Origin of the sequence: Acetoanaerobium noterae, from assembly GCF_900168025.1 — a bacterium.
Classification (GTDB): domain Bacteria; phylum Bacillota; class Clostridia; order Peptostreptococcales; family Filifactoraceae; genus Acetoanaerobium; species Acetoanaerobium noterae.
In genome coordinates this window covers 481549-504538 of sequence record NZ_FUYN01000001.1, presented here as the reverse complement: position 1 = coordinate 504538, position 22990 = coordinate 481549, and the positions used below count along the sequence as shown (strand labels likewise).

Annotated in this window: 18 protein-coding genes; 15 read left to right on the top strand and 3 right to left on the bottom strand. The window is 34.1% G+C overall.

Going from position 1 to position 22990, the window contains the following annotated elements; all coding sequences use genetic code 11:
• The first annotated feature begins 75 nt into the window (after nucleotides 1–75).
• The 7 genes from B5X47_RS02575 (at nucleotide 76) to nifJ (ending at nucleotide 8227) form a co-directional block, all read left to right on the top strand.
• Nucleotides 76–708 (top strand): TIGR01906 family membrane protein, encoded by a 633-nt coding sequence (locus B5X47_RS02575; RefSeq protein WP_079588649.1) that lies wholly within the window; start codon nucleotides 76–78, stop codon nucleotides 706–708.
• Between the two features lie 51 nt (nucleotides 709–759).
• Nucleotides 760–1911, top strand: coding sequence for a GAF domain-containing protein (locus tag B5X47_RS02570; protein WP_079588648.1), 1152 nt, complete (start codon nucleotides 760–762; stop codon nucleotides 1909–1911).
• A 30-nt stretch (nucleotides 1912–1941) separates the two neighbouring features.
• Nucleotides 1942–2556 carry a PP2C family protein-serine/threonine phosphatase gene (locus tag B5X47_RS02565; RefSeq protein WP_079588647.1) on the top strand — a complete coding sequence of 205 codons (615 nt, stop codon included), beginning with the start codon at nucleotides 1942–1944 and terminating at the stop codon, nucleotides 2554–2556.
• A gap of 1 nt (nucleotide 2557) precedes the next feature.
• Entirely contained in the window at nucleotides 2558–3148 is a 591-nt protein-coding gene (locus B5X47_RS02560) for a flavodoxin family protein (RefSeq protein WP_079588646.1), read from the top strand.
• 128 nt (nucleotides 3149–3276) lie between these two features.
• Nucleotides 3277–3849 (top strand): phosphate propanoyltransferase, encoded by a 573-nt coding sequence (pduL, locus tag B5X47_RS02555; RefSeq protein WP_079588645.1) that lies wholly within the window; start codon nucleotides 3277–3279, stop codon nucleotides 3847–3849.
• Nucleotides 3850–3867: 18 nt separating this feature from the next.
• Nucleotides 3868–4539, top strand: coding sequence for a deoxyribose-phosphate aldolase (deoC, locus tag B5X47_RS02550; RefSeq protein WP_079588644.1), 672 nt, complete (start codon nucleotides 3868–3870; stop codon nucleotides 4537–4539).
• Nucleotides 4540–4690: 151 nt separating this feature from the next.
• On the top strand, nucleotides 4691–8227 hold the full coding sequence (gene nifJ, locus B5X47_RS02545; RefSeq protein ID WP_079588643.1) for a pyruvate:ferredoxin (flavodoxin) oxidoreductase: 3537 nt from the start codon (nucleotides 4691–4693) through the stop codon (nucleotides 8225–8227).
• Between the two features lie 120 nt (nucleotides 8228–8347).
• On the opposite strand, the gene B5X47_RS02540 is transcribed toward nifJ, so the two are convergent.
• Together B5X47_RS02540 and B5X47_RS02535 are read right to left on the bottom strand one after the other, a co-directional pair.
• Nucleotides 8348–9826: an aminoacyl-histidine dipeptidase gene (locus B5X47_RS02540; RefSeq protein WP_334293171.1), complete on the bottom strand. Its 1479-nt coding sequence runs from the start codon at nucleotides 9824–9826 to the stop codon at nucleotides 8348–8350.
• Nucleotides 9827–10027: 201 nt separating this feature from the next.
• Nucleotides 10028–11014, bottom strand: coding sequence for an MBL fold metallo-hydrolase (locus tag B5X47_RS02535; RefSeq protein WP_159446373.1), 987 nt, complete (start codon nucleotides 11012–11014; stop codon nucleotides 10028–10030).
• 82 nt (nucleotides 11015–11096) lie between these two features.
• Between B5X47_RS02535 and B5X47_RS02530 the strand changes: the two genes are divergently transcribed.
• On the top strand, nucleotides 11097–13583 hold the full coding sequence (locus B5X47_RS02530; protein ID WP_079588640.1) for a 3'-5' exonuclease: 2487 nt from the start codon (nucleotides 11097–11099) through the stop codon (nucleotides 13581–13583).
• Nucleotides 13584–13606: 23 nt separating this feature from the next.
• Entirely contained in the window at nucleotides 13607–14506 is a 900-nt protein-coding gene (locus tag B5X47_RS02525; protein ID WP_079588639.1) for a hypothetical protein, read from the top strand.
• A gap of 95 nt (nucleotides 14507–14601) precedes the next feature.
• Here the strand turns inward: B5X47_RS02525 and ychF are convergent, their stop codons facing one another.
• Nucleotides 14602–15699, bottom strand: coding sequence for a redox-regulated ATPase YchF (ychF, locus tag B5X47_RS02520; RefSeq protein WP_079588638.1), 1098 nt, complete (start codon nucleotides 15697–15699; stop codon nucleotides 14602–14604).
• A 244-nt stretch (nucleotides 15700–15943) separates the two neighbouring features.
• Here ychF and yfmF point away from each other — a divergent pair, with 244 nt between their 5' ends.
• Genes yfmF through B5X47_RS02490 form a run of 6 tightly spaced genes read left to right on the top strand, consistent with a single transcriptional unit; the run spans nucleotide 15944 to nucleotide 22979 of the window.
• On the top strand, nucleotides 15944–17212 hold the full coding sequence (gene yfmF / locus B5X47_RS02515; protein ID WP_079588637.1) for an EF-P 5-aminopentanol modification-associated protein YfmF: 1269 nt from the start codon (nucleotides 15944–15946) through the stop codon (nucleotides 17210–17212).
• A 26-nt stretch (nucleotides 17213–17238) separates the two neighbouring features.
• The gene (gene yfmH / locus B5X47_RS02510; protein ID WP_079588636.1) at nucleotides 17239–18531 is read left to right on the top strand and encodes an EF-P 5-aminopentanol modification-associated protein YfmH; all 1293 of its coding nucleotides are present in this window, start codon (nucleotides 17239–17241) and stop codon (nucleotides 18529–18531) included.
• 11 nt (nucleotides 18532–18542) lie between these two features.
• Entirely contained in the window at nucleotides 18543–19292 is a 750-nt protein-coding gene (lgt, locus tag B5X47_RS02505) for a prolipoprotein diacylglyceryl transferase (protein ID WP_079588635.1), read from the top strand.
• A 22-nt stretch (nucleotides 19293–19314) separates the two neighbouring features.
• Complete coding sequence (rsmH, locus tag B5X47_RS02500; RefSeq protein WP_079588634.1) at nucleotides 19315–20247, top strand: 16S rRNA (cytosine(1402)-N(4))-methyltransferase RsmH; 933 nt, start codon at nucleotides 19315–19317, stop codon at nucleotides 20245–20247.
• Nucleotides 20248–20262: 15 nt separating this feature from the next.
• A complete protein-coding gene (locus B5X47_RS02495) occupies nucleotides 20263–20805 on the top strand; it encodes an FtsB/FtsL family cell division protein (protein ID WP_079588633.1) in 543 nt (180 codons plus the stop codon).
• 14 nt (nucleotides 20806–20819) lie between these two features.
• Nucleotides 20820–22979 (top strand): PASTA domain-containing penicillin-binding protein, encoded by a 2160-nt coding sequence (locus B5X47_RS02490; RefSeq protein WP_079588632.1) that lies wholly within the window; start codon nucleotides 20820–20822, stop codon nucleotides 22977–22979.
• Nucleotides 22980–22990 lie beyond the last annotated feature (11 nt).

Genomic DNA, 22990 nt, shown 5'->3' with positions numbered 1-22990 from the left:
TCATTTATTGGAAAGAGTTTTTTATTTTTAATTAGAGCTATAGAAAAATTTTATAAATAATGAAAAGAGATATTCATGAAGACATTAAACTATATTGTTTTAGTTTTATCTATTATTTTTGTACTTTTATTTACATCTATAGAAATAGTATCCGTGCTCAAACCTCTATATGAAGGTCAGTATAAATCAAATAAAGTATATGATGTAGCTTATGTGAAGGATTATCCAGTAGCTCAGGTTACTGACGATATTATATTGTATTTAGCTGATATTATAAATGATATGAATCAAAGAGGGTTTTTTAAAGACAGAGAGCATGTGCATATGATTGATGTAAAATTCCTCTTTGACCTTGGAAAAATTGTTAGGCTATTTAATATTATTATTATAGCTTATCTAATTTCTAGATTATCTAGAGAAGAGGATTTTGTAAAAAAATATCGAATTAGTTATATAGGCGTAATAGGGATAATTGTTGTCGTGGCAACGATTATAAGCAAGAATTTTAGCGCTGCATTTGTAAAGTTTCATCATATATTTTTTAATAATGATTACTGGATTTTATATCCATCAGAGAGCATCATAATAAATTTAATGCCAGAAAGATTTTTTATGAGTTTTACTGTTTATATTGGGATGATTTTTGCAGCTCTAAGCATACTATTTTATTTAGGGGTGTCAAACTTACACTGGAGAAGCGTTGACTAAGAGACAATTTTAATTCGAGCTACCATGTCTGAATCGATAGGAGGAGAGATTTTGGGGGAAAATGACTTAAGTATAAAATTAAATACCATAGTAGAAATTTCGCAGTTAGTTACATCTTCCAAAAGCTTTTATAGTATCAAGGATAAAGTTGTAGATAAGATGCTAAACGTTATATCTCCAAAGAAAGCTTGCGTAAATATATTCGACAGGTACGAATATAAATATGCATATTTAGTATGCAAAGATACTTTAGAATATATACCGAAGCTATTTGAAAAAGACCAAACGCCTCAAGGACCTAAGATACATATAGATATATATCCACCATATATTAAAGAAGCAATAGAAACTAAAAAACCTATATATATTAAAAGGCTAAGTGATGATCCAAGAGCCTCTGGAGAGCTTGAGATTGCGAATAAGGAAGGCTATATAGGAAGGGCTGTGTTTCCTCTTATATCGAGCAACTCAGTTGTAGGCTTTATGACTTGTTTTTTAGAGGAGGGTGAAGAGCTCTCATCAACCGATGTAGATTTTATTGATTCAGTAGCACTTTTGCTTGGACTATCAATGGAAATTACACGCTATAACGGAGACATAGATAGAATTGTAAAGAAGCTGAGAGAAGCTATAGCTTCTATAGCGAAAGCAACTGATGAGCTTTATAAAAACAAAGGAATAGATTCGTTCTTTACAATGATAAGCGAGCAAGTATGTAAGCTTACCAATAGTGAAGCCTCTCTTATTGTAGTAGAGGACCATGACATAAGAGTCAATACCATGGCTAAGTTTGGAAAAATAGAGGATTTTTCTCATATAGTCGAATTTGTTTTTAATGAAGAAAATAAACAAAGAGATGTTAAGCTATTCAGCAAAAAAGATTTACCAAAGCATATCGTAGACATGGGAATAACGTCGCTGATTTTTGAACCTCTAAAAAAAGAAAACGCAGTAATTGGACATCTAATTGCTATTAATAGCAAAAAATACTACAATGACGACTTAAAAATTCTAGCAATTTATGCTTCGCAAATAGTTTTGTCATTAATTATGTATATTAATAGCAGAAGAATTTTTGACAATAAGCTTATGGAAAGAGACCTAGAGATTGTAGGTAAGCAACAAGAGCTTATAATGAGCGATAAGCACATGAGATTAGATGGATGCGTAGCTATTGATTACTATTACAGTCCCTCTAGATAAATTGGAGGAGATTTTTGTAAATTAGTTAGGATGGATGATAGCAGAGCGATAGTGTTCATTGCAGATGTCATGGGTCATGGCATCTTATCAAACTATTTTGTTGCTATGATGAAGGGTGTACTTAAAACACTATTATCAGAGGAACTGACTCCAAGCAATATATTAAATAGAATGAATCGCATATTGTATAATGATTTAGATGCACTTAATTTATTTATAACAGCTAGAATAATGTATCTAGATTTTGATAAGAACATAGCAATATCTTCAAATGCTGGACATTTGTTTCCACTGTCATTTTTTAGAGATGAAGCAGGAAACTTGAAATATTCAGCTATGCAGACAGACGAAGGAATACCTTTAGGGGTTATGGAAGATGCTGAGTATGAACAGCATACATATGACATCTCGGATGTAGAGATGATAGCACTTTATACTGATGGAATAATTGAGGCAGGAAATATTGATGAATTAGAGTATGGAACAGAAGGATTAGCTGAGTTTTTAATTACTAATTCAGATAAAACTGGTGAAGAAATATGCGATATGATTTCTGATGAAATGCATAGGTTTACAGGAACTCAATATATGGAAGACGATGTTATGCTAGTTATTGTAAAGCGTGAGATGAAAGAGTGTGATTAATATGGATATCATGATAATAAATGCAAGCCCTAGAAAATCAGGAAACACTTCATATTTGGCTGATGAAGCGCTTAAAATTTTAAATAGACATGGCATACAGCCTACATATATTAACCTTAGAACTTTGGACTTTGAGCCTTGTATTGCTTGCGGATACTGTGATAAAACAGGAAAGTGCTTTATGAAGGATGACATGACACCACTTTATGAAAAGATTAACAAATCTTGTGGGACTATAGTCTTGTCTCCGGTTTTTTTTGATGGGGTGCCAGCAAAATTAAAAGCTTTTGTAGATAGAACTCAGGCTTTTTATGCAAGCAAATATATTCTTAATGAGCCGTCTATAGACAGGTACAAAAAAAGATTTGGATTACTTGTTTCTCTTGGTGGAGCAAAACCCTACGAGACACAATTTGTAGGGAATAAAACCATAATGGAGTTTTATTTTAGATGTATAAACACCAAGCTTTTAAATCATCTTCAAATTTCTGATATTGATAATTCTCCAGTGTGGGATAGAGAAGATTTTTTGAAAAACTATGAAAATGAAATTGAGGAACTTATAAAAAATATGAAAGCATCTATGTGTTAAAAAATTATTTTATTGATAATTCTAACTTGTAGCAAAATAAAATAAATAAGATTTGATTTACTATAACCATATACAGTATAATTAAGCTGATAGGTTTATTCTAATTATATATTATAGGAGGGCATTTGATGAAATTACCAATAGCACTATCTAATAGACATCTTCATTTAAGCCAAGAGCACATAGAAATTCTATTTGGAAGCGGTTATGAACTTACTCCATCTAAAGATTTATCTCAGCCAGGACAATATGCTTGTGAGGAAAAGGTTGATTTAGTAGGACCAAAAGGAACACTAAAAGGAGTTAGAGTACTTGGACCAGCTAGAAAGCAAACTCAAGTAGAGGTATCACTTGCTGATGCTAGAGCACTTGGAGTAAAGGCTCCTGTAAGAGACTCTGGAGATATAGATAACAGCCCTGGTGCAAAGCTTGTAGGACCAGCTGGAGAAGTTGAGCTAGAAAAAGGAATAATTGTTGCTTCTAGACATATACATATGAATATGGAAGATGCTGAAAAATTCGGCGTAAAGGATATGGATATTGTAGATGTTGAAACTGGTGGAGAAAGAGCAGTTGTATTCAAGAACGTACTTGTAAGAGCAAATCCAAGCTACGCACTTGAAATGCACGTAGACCTTGAAGAGGGAAATGCTGCAGGAGTAGCAAATGGAGATTTAGTAGAACTTATTAAGATTGGATAATTTGGAGGCAAAACATAAATGAAAAATCTTTCTAGATATATTGATCACACACTTTTAAAAGCTGATGCAACGGAAAACGAAGTTATTAAGCTTTGCAATGAAGCAAAAGAGTATGACTTTTTTTCAGTGTGCATAAATCCTGGATTTGTCGAGATAGCGGCAAAAGAGCTAAGTGAAAGTAATGTAGCTGTATGCACAGTTATAGGATTTCCTTTAGGAGCTAGCACTCCAGAAACGAAGGCTTTCGAAACAAGGGATGCTATTCAAAAGGGAGCAGCAGAAGTAGATATGGTGATTAATATTTCTAAATTAAAAGACAAAAAAGATGAGCAAGTGCTTAAGGATATAAAGGCTGTGGTTGATGCGGCTGACAAGAAAGCACTAGTTAAGGTAATCATTGAAACTTGTCTTTTAACAGATGAAGAAAAAGAAAGAGCATGCAAGCTAGCTAAAGATGCAGGAGCTGACTTTGTAAAGACATCTACTGGATTTTCTACTGGTGGAGCAACAAAGGAAGATATTGCTCTTATGAGAAAAACTGTTGGTACTGAAATGGGAGTAAAAGCATCAGGAGGAGTAAGAACCTATGAGGATGCAGTTACTATGATTGAAAGCGGGGCAACTAGAATAGGTGCAAGTGCTTCTATCGCTATTGTGACAGCTTCAAAATCCCAGTCTTCAGGCTATTAATTTGTTTAAAACGATTTTATCGTTTTATATATAGTTTCAATTTCTTATTTATCTAAAGTACAAATACACATACTAGGTTTTTGTGTATACATTGTACTTAAGAGTTTTTAACTAATTACTCAAATTTCAAATAACAAGGAGGAACAAATCAATGGCTAAAATTATGAAAACCATGGATGGAAACACCGCTGCTGCTTATGTATCTTATGCATTTACAGAAGTTGCTGCTATCTATCCTATTACCCCATCATCTCCAATGGCAGAATTAACAGATGAGTGGGCAGCTAATGGTCAAAAGAATATCTTTGGACAAGAGGTTAAGGTAGTTGAATTACAATCTGAAGGTGGAGCAGCAGGAGCTGTACACGGTTCATTATCAGCTGGAGCATTAACAACTACATACACAGCTTCTCAAGGATTACTATTAATGATTCCTAATATGTACAAAATTGCTGGTGAATTACTTCCAGGAGTACTTCATGTAACTGCTAGAGCAGTAGCAAGCCACGCGCTTTCAATATTTGGAGATCATTCAGACGTTATGGCAGCTAGACAAACTGGATTTGCATTCTTAGCATCTGGTTCAGTTCAGGAAGTCATTGATTTAGGCGGAATTGCTCACCTTAGTGCTATCAAATCAAGAGTACCTTTTGTACACTTCTTTGATGGATTCAGAACTTCTCATGAGATTCAAAAAGTTGAGCTAATCGATTATGCTGAGTTTGATAGATTAGTTGATAAAGAAGCTGTTGCTGACTTTAGAAAAAGATCATTAAACCCAGAGCATCCATATACAAAAGGAACTGCTCAAAACCCAGATATCTTCTTCCAAGCTAGAGAAGCATCAAACAAATTCTATGATGAAGTTCCTGGCGTTGTTAATGATTATATGAAAGAAATATCTAAAATCACAGGAAGAGATTATAAACCATTTAACTACTATGGAGCACCAGATGCAGAAAATATAGTTATAGCTATGGGATCTGTTACTGAAGCTTTAGAAGAAACTGTAGATGCATTAATTGCAAGAGGCGAAAAAGTTGGTTTAATTAAAGTTCGTCTTTACAGACCTTTTGTAGAGAAATACTTCTTTGATGTACTACCTGTAACAGTTAAGAAAATTGCTGTTCTTGATCGTACAAAAGAGCCAGGAGCAATGGGAGAGCCTCTATATCTTGACGTTAGAAACTTATTCTACGGAAAAGAAAATGCTCCAGTTATCGTAGGTGGAAGATATGGACTTGGATCAAAAGATACTACTCCAACTCATCTTCTAGCAGTATACAAAAATCTTAAAGCTGATGCTCCAAAGAACAACTTCACTATTTCTATTGAAGACGATGTTACAAACCTATCACTTCCAAATGATGAATTCTTAAGAATCGCACCAGAAGGAACTGTAAGATGTAAGTTCTGGGGACTTGGTTCAGACGGAACAGTAGGAGCTAACAAGTCTGCAATTAAGATTATCGGAGACCATACTGATATGTATGCTCAAGGATATTTCTCATATGACTCTAAAAAATCAGGTGGAGTTACAATCTCTCACTTAAGATTTGGTAAAACACCAATTAGATCAACTTACCTTATTGATGAGGCTGATTTTGTTGCCTGTCACAACCAAGCTTATGTTACTCAATATGAGCTTCTAAAAGGACTTAAAAAGGGCGGAACATTTGTACTTAACTGCAAATGGTCAGATGCTGAATTAGAAGAGCATCTTCCTTCATCAATGAAAAAATATATAGCTGAAAATGAAATCAAATTCTACACAATCAATGCTACTGATATAGCAGTTGAGATTGGACTTGGAAATAGAATAAATATGATTATGCAGTCAGCATTCTTTAAGCTTGCTGATGTTATTCCTATGGCAGATGCTGAAAAATATCTAAAAGAGTCTATTGACAAAGCTTACGGTAAAAAAGGTCAAAAAATTCTTGATATGAACTATGCAGCTGTTGATAAAGGAGCTGAGGCGCTTCATAAGGTAGAAGTACCTGCTGCTTGGGCTAGCGTTACTGCAGAGTCAATCATCACTAAAAATGAAGATGAGCCAGATTTCATCAAGAATATCCTTAGACCAGTTAATGCACAAGCTGGAGATGATCTTCCAGTATCAGCATTTGTTGGAGCTGAAGATGGACATATGCCTCATGGATCAGCAGCTTTCGAAAAACGTGGTATAGCTGTTAATGTTCCTGAGTGGCAAGCAGAAAATTGTATCCAATGTAACCAGTGTTCATTCGTATGTCCTCATGCTGCTATTAGACCTTTCTTAGTAGATGACAAAGAAAAAGCGGGTGCACCTGAAGGCTTCGAAACACTTCCAGCAATGGGTAAAGGCTTTGAAGGACTTGGATATAGAATTCAGGTTACTCCTCTTGATTGTACAGGCTGTGGAAACTGTGCAGATATCTGTCCAGGTAAAAAAGGTGAGAAGGCTCTTATTATGAAGCCTATCGAAACTCAAACAGCTGAAATTAGAAGATTTGATTATGCTCATTCAAGTGTATCTTACAAAGAAAACTTAATGGCTAAAAATTCTATCAAAGGAAGCCAGTTTGCTCAACCACTTCTTGAGTTCTCAGGAGCTTGTGCTGGTTGTGGAGAGACTCCATATGCTAAGCTAGTTACTCAATTATTTGGAGATAGAATGATAATTGCAAATGCTACAGGTTGTTCTTCAATCTGGGGTGGATCAGCTCCATCTACACCATATACTAAGAATGCACAAGGCAAAGGACCAGCTTGGGCTAACTCATTATTTGAAGATAATGCTGAGTATGGATACGGTATGGCAATAGCAGTTAAAACAATGAGAGAAAGACTTAAAAATATAATGACTGAGCTAGTAGAGATGGATATTCCTGCTGAAGCTAAAGCTGCTTTCGAAGAGTGGATGACTTCTATGGAAGATGCAGATGCTAGTAAAGAAGCTACATTAAAAGTTAAAGAAGCAATTCTTACTTTAACTGGAGATGCTAAGAAATTAGGAGATGAAATCCAAGAAAAAGCTGACTTCCTAGTGAAAAAATCAGTATGGATATTCGGTGGAGACGGTTGGGCTTATGACATCGGATACGGTGGACTAGATCACGTTCTTGCATCAGGAGAAAATGTAAATGTTCTTGTAATGGATACAGAGGTTTACTCAAATACTGGTGGACAGTCTTCTAAATCTACACCTACAGCTGCAGTTGCTAAATTTGCTGCTTCAGGTAAAAAAGTTAAGAAGAAAGACCTTGGTATGATTGCTGCAACTTACGGTTATGTATATGTAGCTCAAGTTGGTATGGGTTCTGATAAGAATCAGCTTATGAAAGCTCTTATCGAAGCTGAGAAATACGATGGACCATCTCTAATTATTGCTTACGCTCCATGTGTGGCTCACGGATTAAGAGAAGGTATGGGAAGAACTCAGGCTAATACTCAACAAGCTGTAGAGGCTGGATACTGGCATTTATACAGATTCAACCCAGAGCTTAAGGAGCAAGGTAAGAATCCATTTACTCTTGACTCAAAAGAGCCAACTGCAAGCTTTAGAGAATTTATTGACAAGCAAATCCGTTATACTTCTTTAAAAGCTACTTTCCCTGAAATAGCTGAAGAGTTATTTGATAAAGCTGAAGAAGAAGCAAAAGAAAGATATGCTGGATACAAAAGAATGGCTGAAATGCAATACTAGAATTTAATTCTGATTAGTAAAAATCGGAATACTATAAAATGACCTGAAAATATAGACCCAGAAAATACATCACAAACTAAGACCCCTAGATGAAACTCATCTAGGGGTCACTTTATTTTTTTATCTTTCTATTTCATTAAATCTTTTTAAAACTTCAAGTAGATAGCTATATGTTCTTTGGATTGAAGAGATGCTAACGTGCTCATTTGGAGTATGAACATCTGCCATATTTGGTCCTATTGATATCATATCTAGCTCAGGAAGCTTTTCTTTAAATAGTCCACATTCTACTCCAGCGTGGATAGCTACGACTTTGCTGTCTTTGTTGTACATATCCTTATAAACATTTTCAAAATGAGTTCTAAGCTTTGAATCAGGATTGTATTGCCACTCAGGGTAATCAGAATCAGTTACAAGCTCTGCACCAACAAGATAAGCTAAAGCTTTATATTGATTTCTTATAGCTTCTTTTAAGCTACCTACAGAGCTTCTAGGAGCACATTCAAAGCTTACTGAAGAATCTGTAGTAGTTAGAACACCTAGATTAACTGAGCTCTCTACAAGATTTTCAATAGCATGACTCATACTCATGATGCCATTTGGAATCATCATAAGAGTAGCAATTGCAGTCAACTTTGAGTTTTCATCAAAGACCTTAGTAGAATCTTGCTTGATTTCAGAAACAACAACTTGAACGTTATCGTCCTTGCCTCTTAATTCATTTTTTAGAATATCATTCCATTTTGAGATAAGTGCTTCTACTTTAGCTTTGTCAGATGAATTTACAGCAATTACGGCATCTGCTTCTCTTGGAATAGCATTCATTTTAGAACCGCCATTGACATTGAAAAGTTCAAAGTTAATGCCTTCAGTTATCATAGAGTCTAAAATTCTACCGATTAGCTTGTTTGCATTACCTCTGCCTTTGATTATATCCATACCAGAGTGACCACCATATAGGCCTTTTACAGATACTTTTAAATCAACTCTATTGCTATCTACATCAGTATATGATACTGGAAGAATTAATTTAATTCTTGAGCCACCTGCACAGCTTACTAAAAGCTCGCCTTCTTCTTCAGAGTCGATGTTGATTAGATATTTTCCGTCTAGTTTTGAGCCATCTAATTTTAGAGCTCCAACAAGTCCTGTTTCCTCTTCTACTGTGAAAACTGCTTCTAGTGCTGGATGTGCTACATCTGATGAAGCTAAAATTGACATAGCCATAGCAACAGCTATTCCGTTGTCTGCTCCTAGTGTAGTTTCATCTGCATAGATATCATCTCCAACTATTTTTAAAGTAAGAGGGTCTTTATCAAAATCATGCACTTTGTCGTTATTTTTTTCATTTACCATATCCATATGGCCTTGAAGTATAACAGCAGGAAGAGATTCATAACCAGGTGTAGCTGGTTTTTTTATTATTACGTTCATATATTCGTCTTGAATATATTCTAAATTATTAGTTTTTGCAAACTCTACAAGATAGTCACTAACTTCCTTTTCGTTTCCAGAACCTCTTGGTATTCTTGTCAAATCCTCGAAATATGTGAAAACTTTTTTTGGTTCAAAATTTAATATTCTTTCCAAGATTATCACCTCTCAAATTTAATTAACTCTTACACCATTATATACTATTTATACAAAAAATTAAGTATTTTTTACAAAAGAAGTTTAGATATATAACAAAATAAATATATATAAAGAATTGAAAGAAAAATGCATAGAGAAAAATTTATAACATCATATATCAAAGAATGAAACATTATTAAGAAAGAGATTAAAAGATAAGTAAACAAGTTAAGGGTTATAGAAATAATAACGAATTCCTTGGATGTCTGAAGAACTTATTTTACCAATGCTTTTTAGGTGTTCTAAATGTGCCATGGCTTCAGAGCACGCAAACCATTTTTGAGCATTTGGAAACGCGTCAAAGCTCTCGGCTCTATAGTCCCAGTGCATAGCCGAAGCTATTTCTATAACAGTTGCTTTTGAACCATTTTCATCGAGCAGTCCTAGCACTTCACTTAGCCTTTCGAAGTGATGAGCTTTAATTTCAGCTATTCTTCTTTTGTAATCCTTGATTATATTTCTGTGAGATGGAAATATTATATCTATATCTAAGGCTGAAGTTTTATCTAAGCTAGATAGATATTCTCCTAGCATATCAGGATGCTCATCACCCCAAAAAGCAATGTTTGGAGATATAGAATCTAAAATATGATCGCCTGAGAAATAGATTTTCTTATTAGAATCATACAGAGATATATGGTCAGGCGTATGCCCAGGGACAGATATGACATTTAATTCGAAATCTGCTATTTTAATAATATCATTAGGCTTGACATAAGTGAAATCTATTGCTGAATCAGGACAATATGAAACTGCAGGATGGCTACTGAAAAAATCTTCAGATGCTTCCATTCCAAAAAGTTTTAGACTCATAACAAATAAATCTGAAAAGCTGTTCTGAATCATCTTTGTGACATATGAAGCATCATTGATGCTAGAATATACTTTTCCAGATGACTCTCTCTGAAACATGCTAGCTAAGCCACTATGGTCAGCGTGAAGATGAGTCAAGAACAAGTCAGTGTTTTTAATGTCTATGCCTAGCTCTTTAATTCCACTGAAAAAATCCTCGCTTGAAATTTGGGTATTAAACCCAGAATCTATTATCAATGCGCGATTAGCATCTGTTATAATATAACTATTGAGAGACTTAAGAGGGGTATTTGGCAATCTTACACTGTTTAGATAGATATTTTCATATACTTTTTGAATCACGATAGTACCTCCTTTTGCTATAATTATGAGTCTATATTAAAAATATAAAAACTACAATAAGGTTAATTGAGAGGATGATTTAATGAATCCTGTAAAATATATTGAAAGATTAAATAAAGAGCAAAAGACAGCTTACGATAAGGTTTTTGGACCACTTATTGTAATGGCTCCAGCCGGTACAGGCAAAACAGATGTAATAGCACTTAGGGCATATAATGCATACATCTCTGGAGTAAAGCCAGAAGCTATGCTACTACTTACTTTTACAAACAGAGCTGCTAAATCCATGAAGAAGCGCTTAGAAATTGTAATTGGAGATATTGCAAATAAAATTAGAATATCTACATTTCATGGGCTTTGTGGCTTTATCCTAAGACAAGAGGCTGTTAATCTTTTTTTGAGTCCCGATTTTATTGTTATTGATGAGGACGATTCTAGACAAATTATAAGAGATATAATAGTAAATAGAGGATATAAAAGTCATTTGTATTTCAAGGAAGAGCAGCTGTTTGTAGATTATATTAGACAAGCTAGAGAATTTCCATATATAAATGAAAAAAAGTTTGATGCAAAAGCATACTTTGAAGAGCTAATAAAAGAGAGAGGATTAGGATATTCTCTAGGCAGCCTAGCTGACTCTATCTCAGAAATATTAAACTCGTATGTTTCTCAGCTAAAAGCATATAATCTTATGGACTTCACATCTTTAGTTGTAGGAGTTTCAGGGGCTTTCAAACAGGATTCTATTAGACAGCGCTGGGAAAGCTATTTTGAATGGATAGAGCTGGATGAAGTTCAGGACACAAATATGATAGAGTACAAAATAATTAAAACGCTGTTTCAAAAACATGGTAATATAGCTTTGTTTGGTGACCTTCATCAGACAATATACGAATGGAGAGGCTCTCAGCCAAATGAGATTTTAAGGGATTTTAAAATTAATAACCCAGGTTATGACACGGTGAGGTTTGAAGAGAATTATCGCTCTACAAAGCTCATATTAGAAGCGGCAGAATCTTTCTTAGGAAATAGCATAGATAATCAAAATGTCTATGAAGATACAGAAAAAATAAAGGTTAGAGGATTTAAGAATTTAAATACTGAGCATGCGTATATATTATCAAAAATAATAGAAAATCAAAAGACTGATAAGGCATATTCAAATCAAGCTGTTTTAGCTAGGACAAATAAAGATGCTAAAACTATAGGAGATTATTTAGAATCAAATAACATACCTGTGTTTGTGATGGACAAAACTAGATTTTTCAGTAGAGAAGAAATAAAAAATGCTTTAGCCTATATTAAGTTGATGTTGAACCCCAAGGATATTTTGAGCCTGAAAAGAATAAATTCCGATTTAGTTGAAAAATTTTCTAAGGAGCAGGAAAAAGCATACCTTGAAATAGGACAATTTTTAAATGAGAAGGTTTATAAAACAAAAGATCCATACCTAGAACTTTTAGAAGCATTTGAATCAAATGAAGTAGTGGTATTTGACGTAGAAACTACAGGCCTAGATATAAAAAAAGATAAAATAATTCAAATAGCTGCTTTAAAAGGTGGGAAAAATGGAGTCATACAAAAATTTGAGAGATTTATAAAAATCGACTATAGTGTTGGAGATTCATTTAAGATTCATAATATATCAGATGAGTTTCTATTTCAAAATGGAGTAGACGCTAAGAGTGCTATTGAAGATTTCCTTTTATTTTCTCAGGACTCTGTAATAGTTGGCCATAATGTCAGCTATGACATAAATATCCTAAAAGAAAATATGAAGGCTATCGATTTAAATATAGTCAAGCTATCTAGTAAAATATTTGATACTCTAATACTTACAAGAAAAACCTATCCAGGATTTTTTAGCTATAAGTTAGGAAATTTATTTAAAGAATTTTCATTAAACCATACACCTACGCACAATGCTATGGACGATGTGATATGTACCTTAGAGGTACTTGAAAAAGTAGTTGCTAAACTATTAGAAAAACAAGCAAAAAGGCAAGCTGTATTCACAAAGTATCAAGATTATTTTTATCCTATTGCTAGAAACTTAGGGATATTAGCTGAGCTAAGCAAAGAGAAACGACCTCAAGATATACTGCATGAGGCTCTTATAAGAGCTGGACTTATTGAAAAATACAGCAAATCATCAGTAGAACTCGTTAAATTAAGAGAATTGTACAGGATATTTAGAGAATACGATAAAACTGATAAGCCGACATTAGAATCCCTGGCTGAGCTACTAGAAATTGCTTCACTAGGCAATGATACAGATAGATTTTTGAATATAAAAGACCAAGTACCTGTTATTACCGTTCATCAAGCAAAAGGCTTAGAATTCAATACGGTATACCTTTACAACGCCACTGATGAAAATTTTCCATCCTCTAGAAATCAATCTGGAGAAGGGCTAAAAGAAGAAAAAAGGCTTTTTTATGTGGCGATTACAAGGCCAAAATCAAATCTCTATATCACCTATAGCGTGGGAGATGAACAAGCTAAAGAGCTAAATAAGCCAAGTAGATTTATACATCAGATTGAAAGAAAGTATATAGATTTTAGGTAAAATTAGTATTAACGGAGGATAGCATGGAAAGAAAAATCATATCTTTACCCTGTGGAGCAAGCGTAGGTGGAGATTCGTTTGTTCAGGTAATGGCAGCTGAAGTATCTGGAATAAAAAGCAACTTAAAATTAGAAATGGAAGTTATGAATCTTCATTCTAGAGCATTAGTTGCACTAGATTATGAGGTTGTATTTTATAATTCAATTTTAGAAAAATTAAACAACGACACATATATCATAAGCCAAAAGGACTTTGTGATTCAAAGTGGAGACATAGGAAGTATTGGCAAGTTTTTTATACCAGGTGAATTTTCAGATGCTAGAAAAGTAGATATAATTCTTGTGAGGGGATTTTTTGAAGATGGAAATGCACTGGATTTAAAATATGAAAACTCGGAAATGGTTGTTTTAGAAGCTTTGGATAATAAACAAAAAAGCTTGCTTAAGGATAAAGCAGGAGAAGATGCAATATCTCTTGCTCAAAACAATGATTTAAGCTGGAGATGTGTATGTGGATATTTTAATGACAAAAATTCTAGTGTTTGTGGGAATTGTGAACGAAGCAAAATTGAAGTGTTAGAAAAATATTCTTCTATAGATATTTTTATCAAAGATGAAGAAAAGACCGATGTAATCGAAGAAGAAATAGCAGATGATGTTTTTGAAAAACAAAGTGATTTAGACAATATAGATACAGTAGCTCAAGCTACAATTGAAACACAAGGAAAGAATAAACCTAAAAAAGACAAAGTAAAAAAAGAAAAGAAAATAAAAGTTAAAAAAGAAAAAACAAATAAGACAGAAAGTAAAATGAATGGAATCATCCTAAAGTTTAAGTCTCTTGAAAAGAAATCCAAATTATTATTATCCGGTTCTTTTATCCTTTTGCTAGTGTCTATTTTAATATGGCTATTATTTAGATAGCTTATGGAAGAAACTTTTCTAGTAGTGAAATTCAAAATTTTAAATGGCATTAAGTAACCTTAAAAAATGACCACCCGATTGGGTGGTCTGATATTTTACACGTTGAATCTAAATAGCACAACGTCTCCGTCTTTCATTACGTATTCTTTACCTTCTGATCTCACTAGTCCTTTTTCTTTAGCTGATGCCATATTTCCGCCATGAACTACTAAATCATCAAAGGATATAGTCTCCGCTCTAATAAATCCTCTTTCGATATCAGAGTGAATTTTTCCTCCAGCTTGTGGAGCTTTAGTTCCATCTTTGATAGTCCATGCTCTTGATTCCATAGGTCCAGCAGTTAAGAAACTGATTAAGCCAAGGAGCTTATAGCTAGCTTGAATTAGTTTATCAAGACCAGATTTATCTAGCCCCATATCCTTAAGGAATTCAATTTTTTCTTCTTTATTGAACTGAGATATTTCTTCTTCTATTTTTGCACTGACAACAACTACTTCAGCATCCTCAGTTTGTGCAAATTCACGAACCTGCTTTACATATGGGTTGTCCTTAGCATCGTCAGCTACTTCCTCTTCAGATACGTTGGCTACATATATTATAGGCTTTGAGCTAAGTAAATTGAATGATTTTACTACTGCCTTTTCATCATCAGATAAATCAAGTGTTCTAGCAGATTTTCCACTTTCTAAAGTATCTAACACTGTTTTGATTAGGTCTACTTCAGCTGCTAGTGTTTTATCTGATTTTGCAGCCTTTTGTGATTTTGCTAGTCTTCTTTCTAGCATTTCCATATCTGAGAATATAAGCTCTAAGTTTATAGTTTCGATATCTCTTATTGGATTTACATTACCATCTACGTGAACCACATTGCTATCTTCGAAACATCTTACAACGTGTACGATAGCTTCTACTTCTCTGATATGAGATAAAAATTTGTTTCCTAGTCCCTCGCCTTTGCTAGCGCCTTTTACTAAGCCAGCAATATCGTAAAATTCAATTGCAGTTGGAACTAATTTTTTTGATTCGTAAAGCTCTGCTAATTTTTCAAGTCTGTCATCTGGTACAGCAACTACACCTACATTTGGCTCAATAGTACAAAATGGGTAGTTAGCTGATTCAGCTCCTGCCTGAGTTATTGCATTAAATAAAGTACTTTTTCCTACGTTAGGAAGCCCAACAATTCCAAGTTTCATATAATCTTTCCTTCCTTACTCTCTTAAGTTTATTATCGTGAAAACATCTTAATATAATAATTAAATTTTTAAAATATCAACACAAGCACATTATTTTGATTATATTATAGAAGAACGATAAATTTCAATACATTATTATACTTATTAATTCGTTTCTTTGCTATAATAATAAAATGAGACTTTAATAAAGGGTATAATATTAAGAATAAAATTTACATTTTGCATATTTTAAGGAGGCAAAAACTTGAAGGGCTATGAAAAAATAAATATTAATAATGGGATCAATTTAATGCTCATTCCTAGAGATAATTATAAAACTAATATAGTAACAGTATATCTTAAAAGACCTCTAAAAAGAGATGAGGTTACAAAGAATTCTCTTATTCCATCAGTGCTAAAATCTGCAACAGTTGGATATCCAAATCCTATAGCAATAGCAAAGAAATTGCAGGATTTGTATGGAAGTACAATAGGGGTATCGGTTGATAAAATGGGAGAAAGGCAAGTGCTTTCCTTTAGAATGTACTGCGTAGGAGATATGTATTTGCCTGAGCCTGTATTTGAGGATTCTTTGGCAATGCTAAAGGAGATAATTCTTCATCCACTTACTAACGACGGCGGATTTATAAGGGAATATGTAGATATAGAAAAAACAATCCTAGAAGAGGATATAAAATCAAAAATAAATAACAAAGGACATTATGCTGTAGAAAAATGTATAGAGCATATGTGCAAGCAAGAGCCTTTTAGTATATCTGAGGATGGATATATTGAAGATTTGGCAGAAATAGATGAAAAGAGCTTGTATTCTCACTATAAAGAAATAATTGAAACCTCACCTATAGATATTGTAATCGCAGGAAGCTTTGACAGAGATGAAATTATAGATACAGTAAAATCTAAATTTAATTTTGAAAGAAAAGAATTAGTAAAAATAGATAAAGAACAGATTTATAAAAAGCCTGAAGCTTCTTATATTACTGAAGAAATGGATATAAATCAAGGCAAGCTAGTTTTAGGACTCAGAACCAACATGGACTACAAAGATGAAAAATACTATAATCTTATGATGTTTTCTGCAGTTCTAGGAAGTGGAGCTCATTCAAAGCTATTTTTAAATGTGAGAGAAAAGCATAGCTTATGCTACTCAATTTATTCTTCGTTAGAAAAGCTTAAGGGGCTTATGTTTATATCTGCTGGGATAGAAATTTCAGATTACGATAAAGCTCTAGAGCTAATATCCAAGGAGCTTGACGATATGAAACAGGGAAATATTACAAGTGAAGAGCTTACAAATAGTAAGAAGTTCATAATAAATAACCTTAAATCCTTAAATGATAATTTATCAGCGCTTACTGATTACTACTACAGCATGAGCATCCAAGACTCAAATAGAACAATAGATGATGTAATTAGCCTTGTTAGTAAAGTAGAAATAAGCGATATTGTAGAAGTAGGCAAAGAAATATATCTTGATACAGTATATTTCTTAACAGGGAAATCAAATAATTAAATTTAAACCTAAGTAGGAGACTATATATGCAAATAATAAAAAATGAACTTTTGAATGAATATGTATACCATGAAAAACTTCATAACAATATGGACGTATTTTTCATGCCAAAACGTGGCTTTACAAAAAAATACGCTGTACTAGCGACAAATTATGGCTCAAATGACCTTGAATTTATAAGCCCACATACAAATGAAAAAATAAAAGTGAATGAAGGAATAGCACATTTTTTAGAGCATAAAATGTTTGAACAGCCAGATGGAAGCAATGCTTTTGATGATTTTGCCAAAATTGGTGCAAATGCAAATGCATTTACAAACTTTAATATGACGGCCTATCTTTTTTCTTCAACTGAAAATTTTGAAGAAGGACTTAGGCATTTGATTTCATATGTTCAGGAACCATATTTTACGGAAGAAAATGTAGAAAAAGAAAAAGGCATAATAGCTCAGGAAATTAAAATGTATGACGATAATCCAGATTGGAAGCTGTTTTTTAACACGCTAAAGGCTATGTACAAAGTACATGCCAATAGCATAGATATAGCAGGAACTGTTGAAAGCATCTATAAAATTACTCCAGATGAGCTTTACAGCTGCTATAAGACTTTCTACAGCCCATCCAACATGGCTTTATTTGTCATAGGAGAGCTAGATAAAGATGAAGTTATGAACATTGTAAAATCTACAGTAAAAGACGAATTTATGTTTGATGGTGAGATAAAAAGAATTGAGCCTTTAGAAACTGATGAGGTAAGACAAAAAGAGATTATTGAGCAGCTTGATGTATCAGTGCCTATGTTTTCTATTGGTTATAAAGATAAGGCAGCAGTTTTGGGCGCAAAGGACCTTATGAAAAAATCTATAGTGACTGAGCTGATTTTGGATATATTATTCAAAAAAGGAAGCCAGTTGTACGATAAACTTTACAGAGAAGGATTGGTCTTTGGCGGAATAAGCTGTGATTACACAGAGCACATCGACTATGGCTATACAATAATATCTGGAGAAACTAGAGATATAGAAGCAGTTAAGCATGAAATATTTTCAGCTATAGAAAGTGCAAAAATAGCAGGAATTGATGAAGCAGATTTTGAAAGAGCTAAAAAGAAAAAAATAGGAAGCTTTATAAAATCCTTTGACTCAATTGAGTTTATTGCCAATAACTATCTGTCATATTATTTTAAAGGTATGGATATACTAGACTATTATGAGGTACTAAAATCTATAGAAATTGAAGCTTTAAATGAAAGACTCAAAGAACATTTTGACAATGATATGAGCGTAATTTCAATTATTATGCCAAAAGAAGATAAGTAAGGGAGGATATTATGGATCCCGTAGCATTTAATTTATTTGGAATGGAAGTTCGCTGGTATGGAGTCATCATATCAGCGGCTATGATAATAGGTGTACTGTTAGCAATTAGAAATGGTAAAAAAGAGGGCTTCGTAGAAGACCACATTTTAGATGTGAGCCTACTTGCTTTACCTCTTGCTGTTATTGGAGCTAGGCTTTATTATGTAATATTCAATCTTGAGCTTTATCAAGACAACTGGTTATCGATGTTCAATACAAGAATGGGAGGTATGGCCATTCATGGAGGACTTATAGGAGGAATCTTAGGTGGCCTAATCATTTGTTTTAAGCGTAAGATGAATGTGCTTAAGGTGGCAGACATAGTAGCTCCTTCAGTGATTTTAGGTCAAGCTATAGGCCGATGGGGTAATTTTATCAATCAGGAAGCCCACGGAGGACCTACTAATTTGCCTTGGGGTATAATGGTAGATGGAGTAAAAGTACACCCCACATTTTTATATGAATCTATCTGGAATCTAATAATCTTTGTTTTTCTTATGAAGATTTTTAAAAACAAAAAATTTGATGGACAAATGGCAAGCATATATCTTATAGGGTATTCTATAGGAAGATTTTTTATAGAGGGCTTGAGAACCGATAGTTTAATGTTTGGGTCGTTTAGAGTGGCTCAGCTGATTAGCGCATTGATGATAGCTTCGGGAATTTTATTATATAATTTACTCAAAAATAAAAAAATTGGCCCAGCTTATCGTGAAAATTAATAGAGTGTAGGAGAGGAAGCTTGTGGAATTTAAACATGTAACTGTGTTGCTAAATGAAGCTGTTGACATATTGGATATAAAGCCAGAGGGAATATATGTCGATGGTACCTTGGGAGGAGCAGGTCATTCTCTTGAAATCGTAAAAAAGCTTACTTCAGGAAAGCTTATTTGTTTTGATCAAGACATTAATGCTATTTCTGCTGCAAAGGAAAAGCTAAAGGATTTTATGGATAAGACTATACTTGTTCATAGCAATTTTGAAAATTTAAGAGAAGAGCTTAATAAATTAGGCATTGAAAGCATAGACGGATTTTTAGTGGATCTGGGAGTATCCTCTCATCAGCTAGATGTTCCAGAAAGAGGCTTTTCTTATATGCAAGATGCACCACTAGATATGAGAATGGACAATAATGCAGAGCTTTCTGCATACGATGTTGTTAACACATACTCTGAAGCTGAGCTTAAGCGAGTTATTAAGGATTATGGCGAAGAAAATTGGTCGGCTAGAATTGCAAAGCTTATTGTTGAAAGAAGAGCAACTATGCCAATAAGAACGACCTTTGAGCTAGTAGATGCTATAAAAGCGGCTATACCAAAGAAGATGAGGGATGAAAATCAGCATCCTGCGAAAAGAACCTTCCAAGCTATTAGGATTGAGGTTAATAGAGAGCTAGATGTAATAGAAAAGACATTGCTTGCAGCTGTGGACATGATGGATGAGGGCGGCGTTTTAGCAGTAATTACATTTCACTCTCTTGAAGATAGAATAGTTAAAAATGTGTTTAAAAAATTACAATATAGCTGCACTTGTCCACCTGAGTTTCCAGTATGCATATGTAATTCTAAGCAAGTAGTTGAAATTATAACTAGAAAACCTATACTTCCAAGTGAAAATGAAGTGGAAATGAATCCTAGGTCAAGAAGTGCAAAGTTAAGAGCGGCAAGAAAGCTCTAAGGCTGGGAGGATTGTATGAAAAAAGATACGGACTCAAATTATAAAAGCCGAAGTTTACAAAAATACTCAGGCTCGCACTCTACAAGAAAAGATAATCCTAGAAAGGATTTTCCTAAGAAAGAATCATCAAACACTTCATATGATAGAAAAGAGCCAGTAAGCTATGGCTCTCACTACGAATCATCTAGAGAAAGAAATAATATTGATAAGCCTAAGGTAAGGGAAAGCTCTCCAAGAAAAAAAATAGTAAAGAAAAGAAAAAAATTAGATAAAAAAACTGTAAGAACTAGAATCTTAATTTCTGTTTTAGGACTTTCCTTGTGTTTTGTAGGCGTTTTGTTTGGCTCGCTTATGTTTAGATATTCTATAATTTCGGAACTCAAATATGAAATTAATACCTTGACTCGTGATTTAGATGAGATAAAGAACCAGAAAAAGGAAATAGAAGTACAGCTAGAGCACTCGAACAGAAGTGATGTAATTGAAAAGATAGCAATGGAACAGCTTCAGATGCAGTATCCTAGCGATGACCAAATCGTATATATAGAGATAGATTAGAGAGAGTGAGATAATTGGCTAAAAAAGTAGTTGATATAAAAAAAACTAGAATTAAAATTTCAGCATTTCTTTTTCTTACAGCTATCTTTGCTTTGATAGTTAGATTAGGGTATATACAAATAGTAGCAGGACCTACATATTCTCAGGAAGCCATGAAGCAGCAATATAAGGATACTGTAATCTATCCCATGAGAGGGATAATATATGACAGAACTGGTAAAGAACTAGCAGTAAGTGTTCCTAAAAATGATTTGTGGATTGAGCCTGACAATATTAAAGACTCTGAAAAAGATGCTGCGATAGAAACTTTGTCAAAAATACTTGAGCTTGATAAGGAAGAAATTAAAAAAAGCTTGAGTTCTGGCAAAAAGAGGTTTGCTCTTGCAAAAAATATAGATTCGGATAAAGTAAAAAAAATAAGGGAAGCCAAGATATCAGGTATTTGGTTTGAACAGTCAAGTAGAAGGTACTACCCTTATGGGAAATTTGCTTCGTACGTAATAGGCCATGTATCTAACGAAAATGTTGGTCTTGCAGGAGTAGAGGCATCCTTTAATACTTACTTAAAGGGTATTCCAGGAAGAGAGATTTTCATCAAGGATGCAAGAAATAGAGAGATATCGACAAATAGCTTAAGCTATAATGAACCAGTGAATGGAAGAAACCTAATCTTGACAATTGATGAGGTAATTCAGCATCACATGGAAAGAGCTGTCGAGCAGGCTCTTGTAGATAACAATGCCAAGAGAGTTATTGCAATTGCAATGGATCCACAAACAGGAGACATCCTAGGTATGGTATCAAAGCCTGATTACGACCCTAATGATTCTAGAACTCCGCTTTATCCATTGTTTCAAGAAAAAATTGATGCAGCCCTAAGCGATGAGGAAAAGCTAAAAGAGCTATATACTATGTGGAGAAATCCTGCTGTAAATGACATTTATGAACCAGGGTCTCCATTTAAAGTTGTAACTGCATCTGCAGCCTTAGAAGAAGGGCTTGTGTATCCAGAAGAGTGGTTTAACGATATAGGTTACACCGAGGTTGCTGGAAGAAAGATAAAAAACTGGACTAGTAAGCCATTTGGTAGCATAACTTTTACTAAAGCAGTAGAGCAGTCCGTAAACTCAACTTTTATACAGATTGCACAAAGATTAGGAGCCCAAAAATTCACTGAATATATCACTGCTTTTGGGTTTGGAAAGCCTACTGGTATAGCGCTTCCAGGCGAAGGAGTTGGAATGCAGTATACAGTTTCTAAGATGGGGCCTGTAGAGCTAGCTACTACTTCTTTTGGACAGAGTATATCTGTCACACCAATCCAAATGGTAAGTGCAATTTCCGCAGTTGCAAATGATGGAAAGCTTATGAAGCCTAGAATTGTAAAAGAGGTTACAGATGAAAATGGTGAAATAGTTGAGTCATTTGAGCCTGAGGTAGTTAAAAGAGCTGTATCTAAAACCACTGCAGATCAAATGCTTGCAATTATGGAATCTGTTGTAGCCAACGGTTCTGGGTCAGCTACAAAAATAGATGGATATAGAATTGGCGGAAAAACTGGAACAGCTCAAAAGGTTATAGATGGAAAATATCAAAGCGGATACTACATAGCTTCCTTTGCTGCTGTTGCTCCTATTGAAGATCCTCAGGTGGCTTTGCTAGTAATAGTGGATGAGCCTAAAGGAGCTTCTTATTTTGGAAGTACAGTTTCCGGTCCTGTAGTTCGTCAAATAATGCAGGATATACTTAGGTATTTAGGAGTAAAGCCAAATGCTCAAGCTGTAATTGAAAATAATGACTCAAAAATTGTAATACCTGAAATTAGAAATAGAAAATACTCTGAAGTAGCAATCGAACTTGATAAGCTAGGAATAGGGCATGCTTTAGATGCTCAGCAAGAGATTGATACATCTGGAATAGTAATCGATTCCTTCCCAAAACCTGGAGATAAAGTTCCACAGGGGTCTTCAGTTATGCTATATATTGGATCATCGACGGATGAGACGATTATTATGCCTGATTTGAGTGGGAAAACTGTAAAAGAGGTCACTGAGCTTCTAAAAAATATGGGTCTTGAATTTACACCTGTAGGTTCAGGAAAAGCTGTAAAGCAAATGCCAAGTGCAGGTACTATGGTTAAAAAAGGCAACATGGCTAGTGTGGAGTTTGAATAGGCAATGCCCTT

What these genes read in the sequence shown, in the direction of transcription:
- B5X47_RS02525 (WP_079588639.1), top strand. Translation starts at nt 13,607, where the DNA reads ATGGAAAGAAAAATCATATCTTTACCCTGTGGAGCAAGCGTAGGTGGA.
- B5X47_RS02530 (WP_079588640.1), top strand. Translation starts at nt 11,097, where the DNA reads ATGAATCCTGTAAAATATATTGAAAGATTAAATAAAGAGCAAAAGACA.
- pduL (WP_079588645.1), top strand. Translation starts at nt 3,277, where the DNA reads ATGAAATTACCAATAGCACTATCTAATAGACATCTTCATTTAAGCCAA.
- B5X47_RS02575 (WP_079588649.1), top strand. Translation starts at nt 76, where the DNA reads ATGAAGACATTAAACTATATTGTTTTAGTTTTATCTATTATTTTTGTA.
- yfmH (WP_079588636.1), top strand. Translation starts at nt 17,239, where the DNA reads ATGCAAATAATAAAAAATGAACTTTTGAATGAATATGTATACCATGAA.
- ychF (WP_079588638.1), bottom strand. Translation starts at nt 15,699, where the DNA reads ATGAAACTTGGAATTGTTGGGCTTCCTAACGTAGGAAAAAGTACTTTA.
- B5X47_RS02565 (WP_079588647.1), top strand. Translation starts at nt 1,942, where the DNA reads ATGGATGATAGCAGAGCGATAGTGTTCATTGCAGATGTCATGGGTCAT.
- B5X47_RS02495 (WP_079588633.1), top strand. Translation starts at nt 20,263, where the DNA reads ATGAAAAAAGATACGGACTCAAATTATAAAAGCCGAAGTTTACAAAAA.
- lgt (WP_079588635.1), top strand. Translation starts at nt 18,543, where the DNA reads ATGGATCCCGTAGCATTTAATTTATTTGGAATGGAAGTTCGCTGGTAT.
- B5X47_RS02560 (WP_079588646.1), top strand. Translation starts at nt 2,558, where the DNA reads ATGGATATCATGATAATAAATGCAAGCCCTAGAAAATCAGGAAACACT.
- nifJ (WP_079588643.1), top strand. Translation starts at nt 4,691, where the DNA reads ATGGCTAAAATTATGAAAACCATGGATGGAAACACCGCTGCTGCTTAT.
- deoC (WP_079588644.1), top strand. Translation starts at nt 3,868, where the DNA reads ATGAAAAATCTTTCTAGATATATTGATCACACACTTTTAAAAGCTGAT.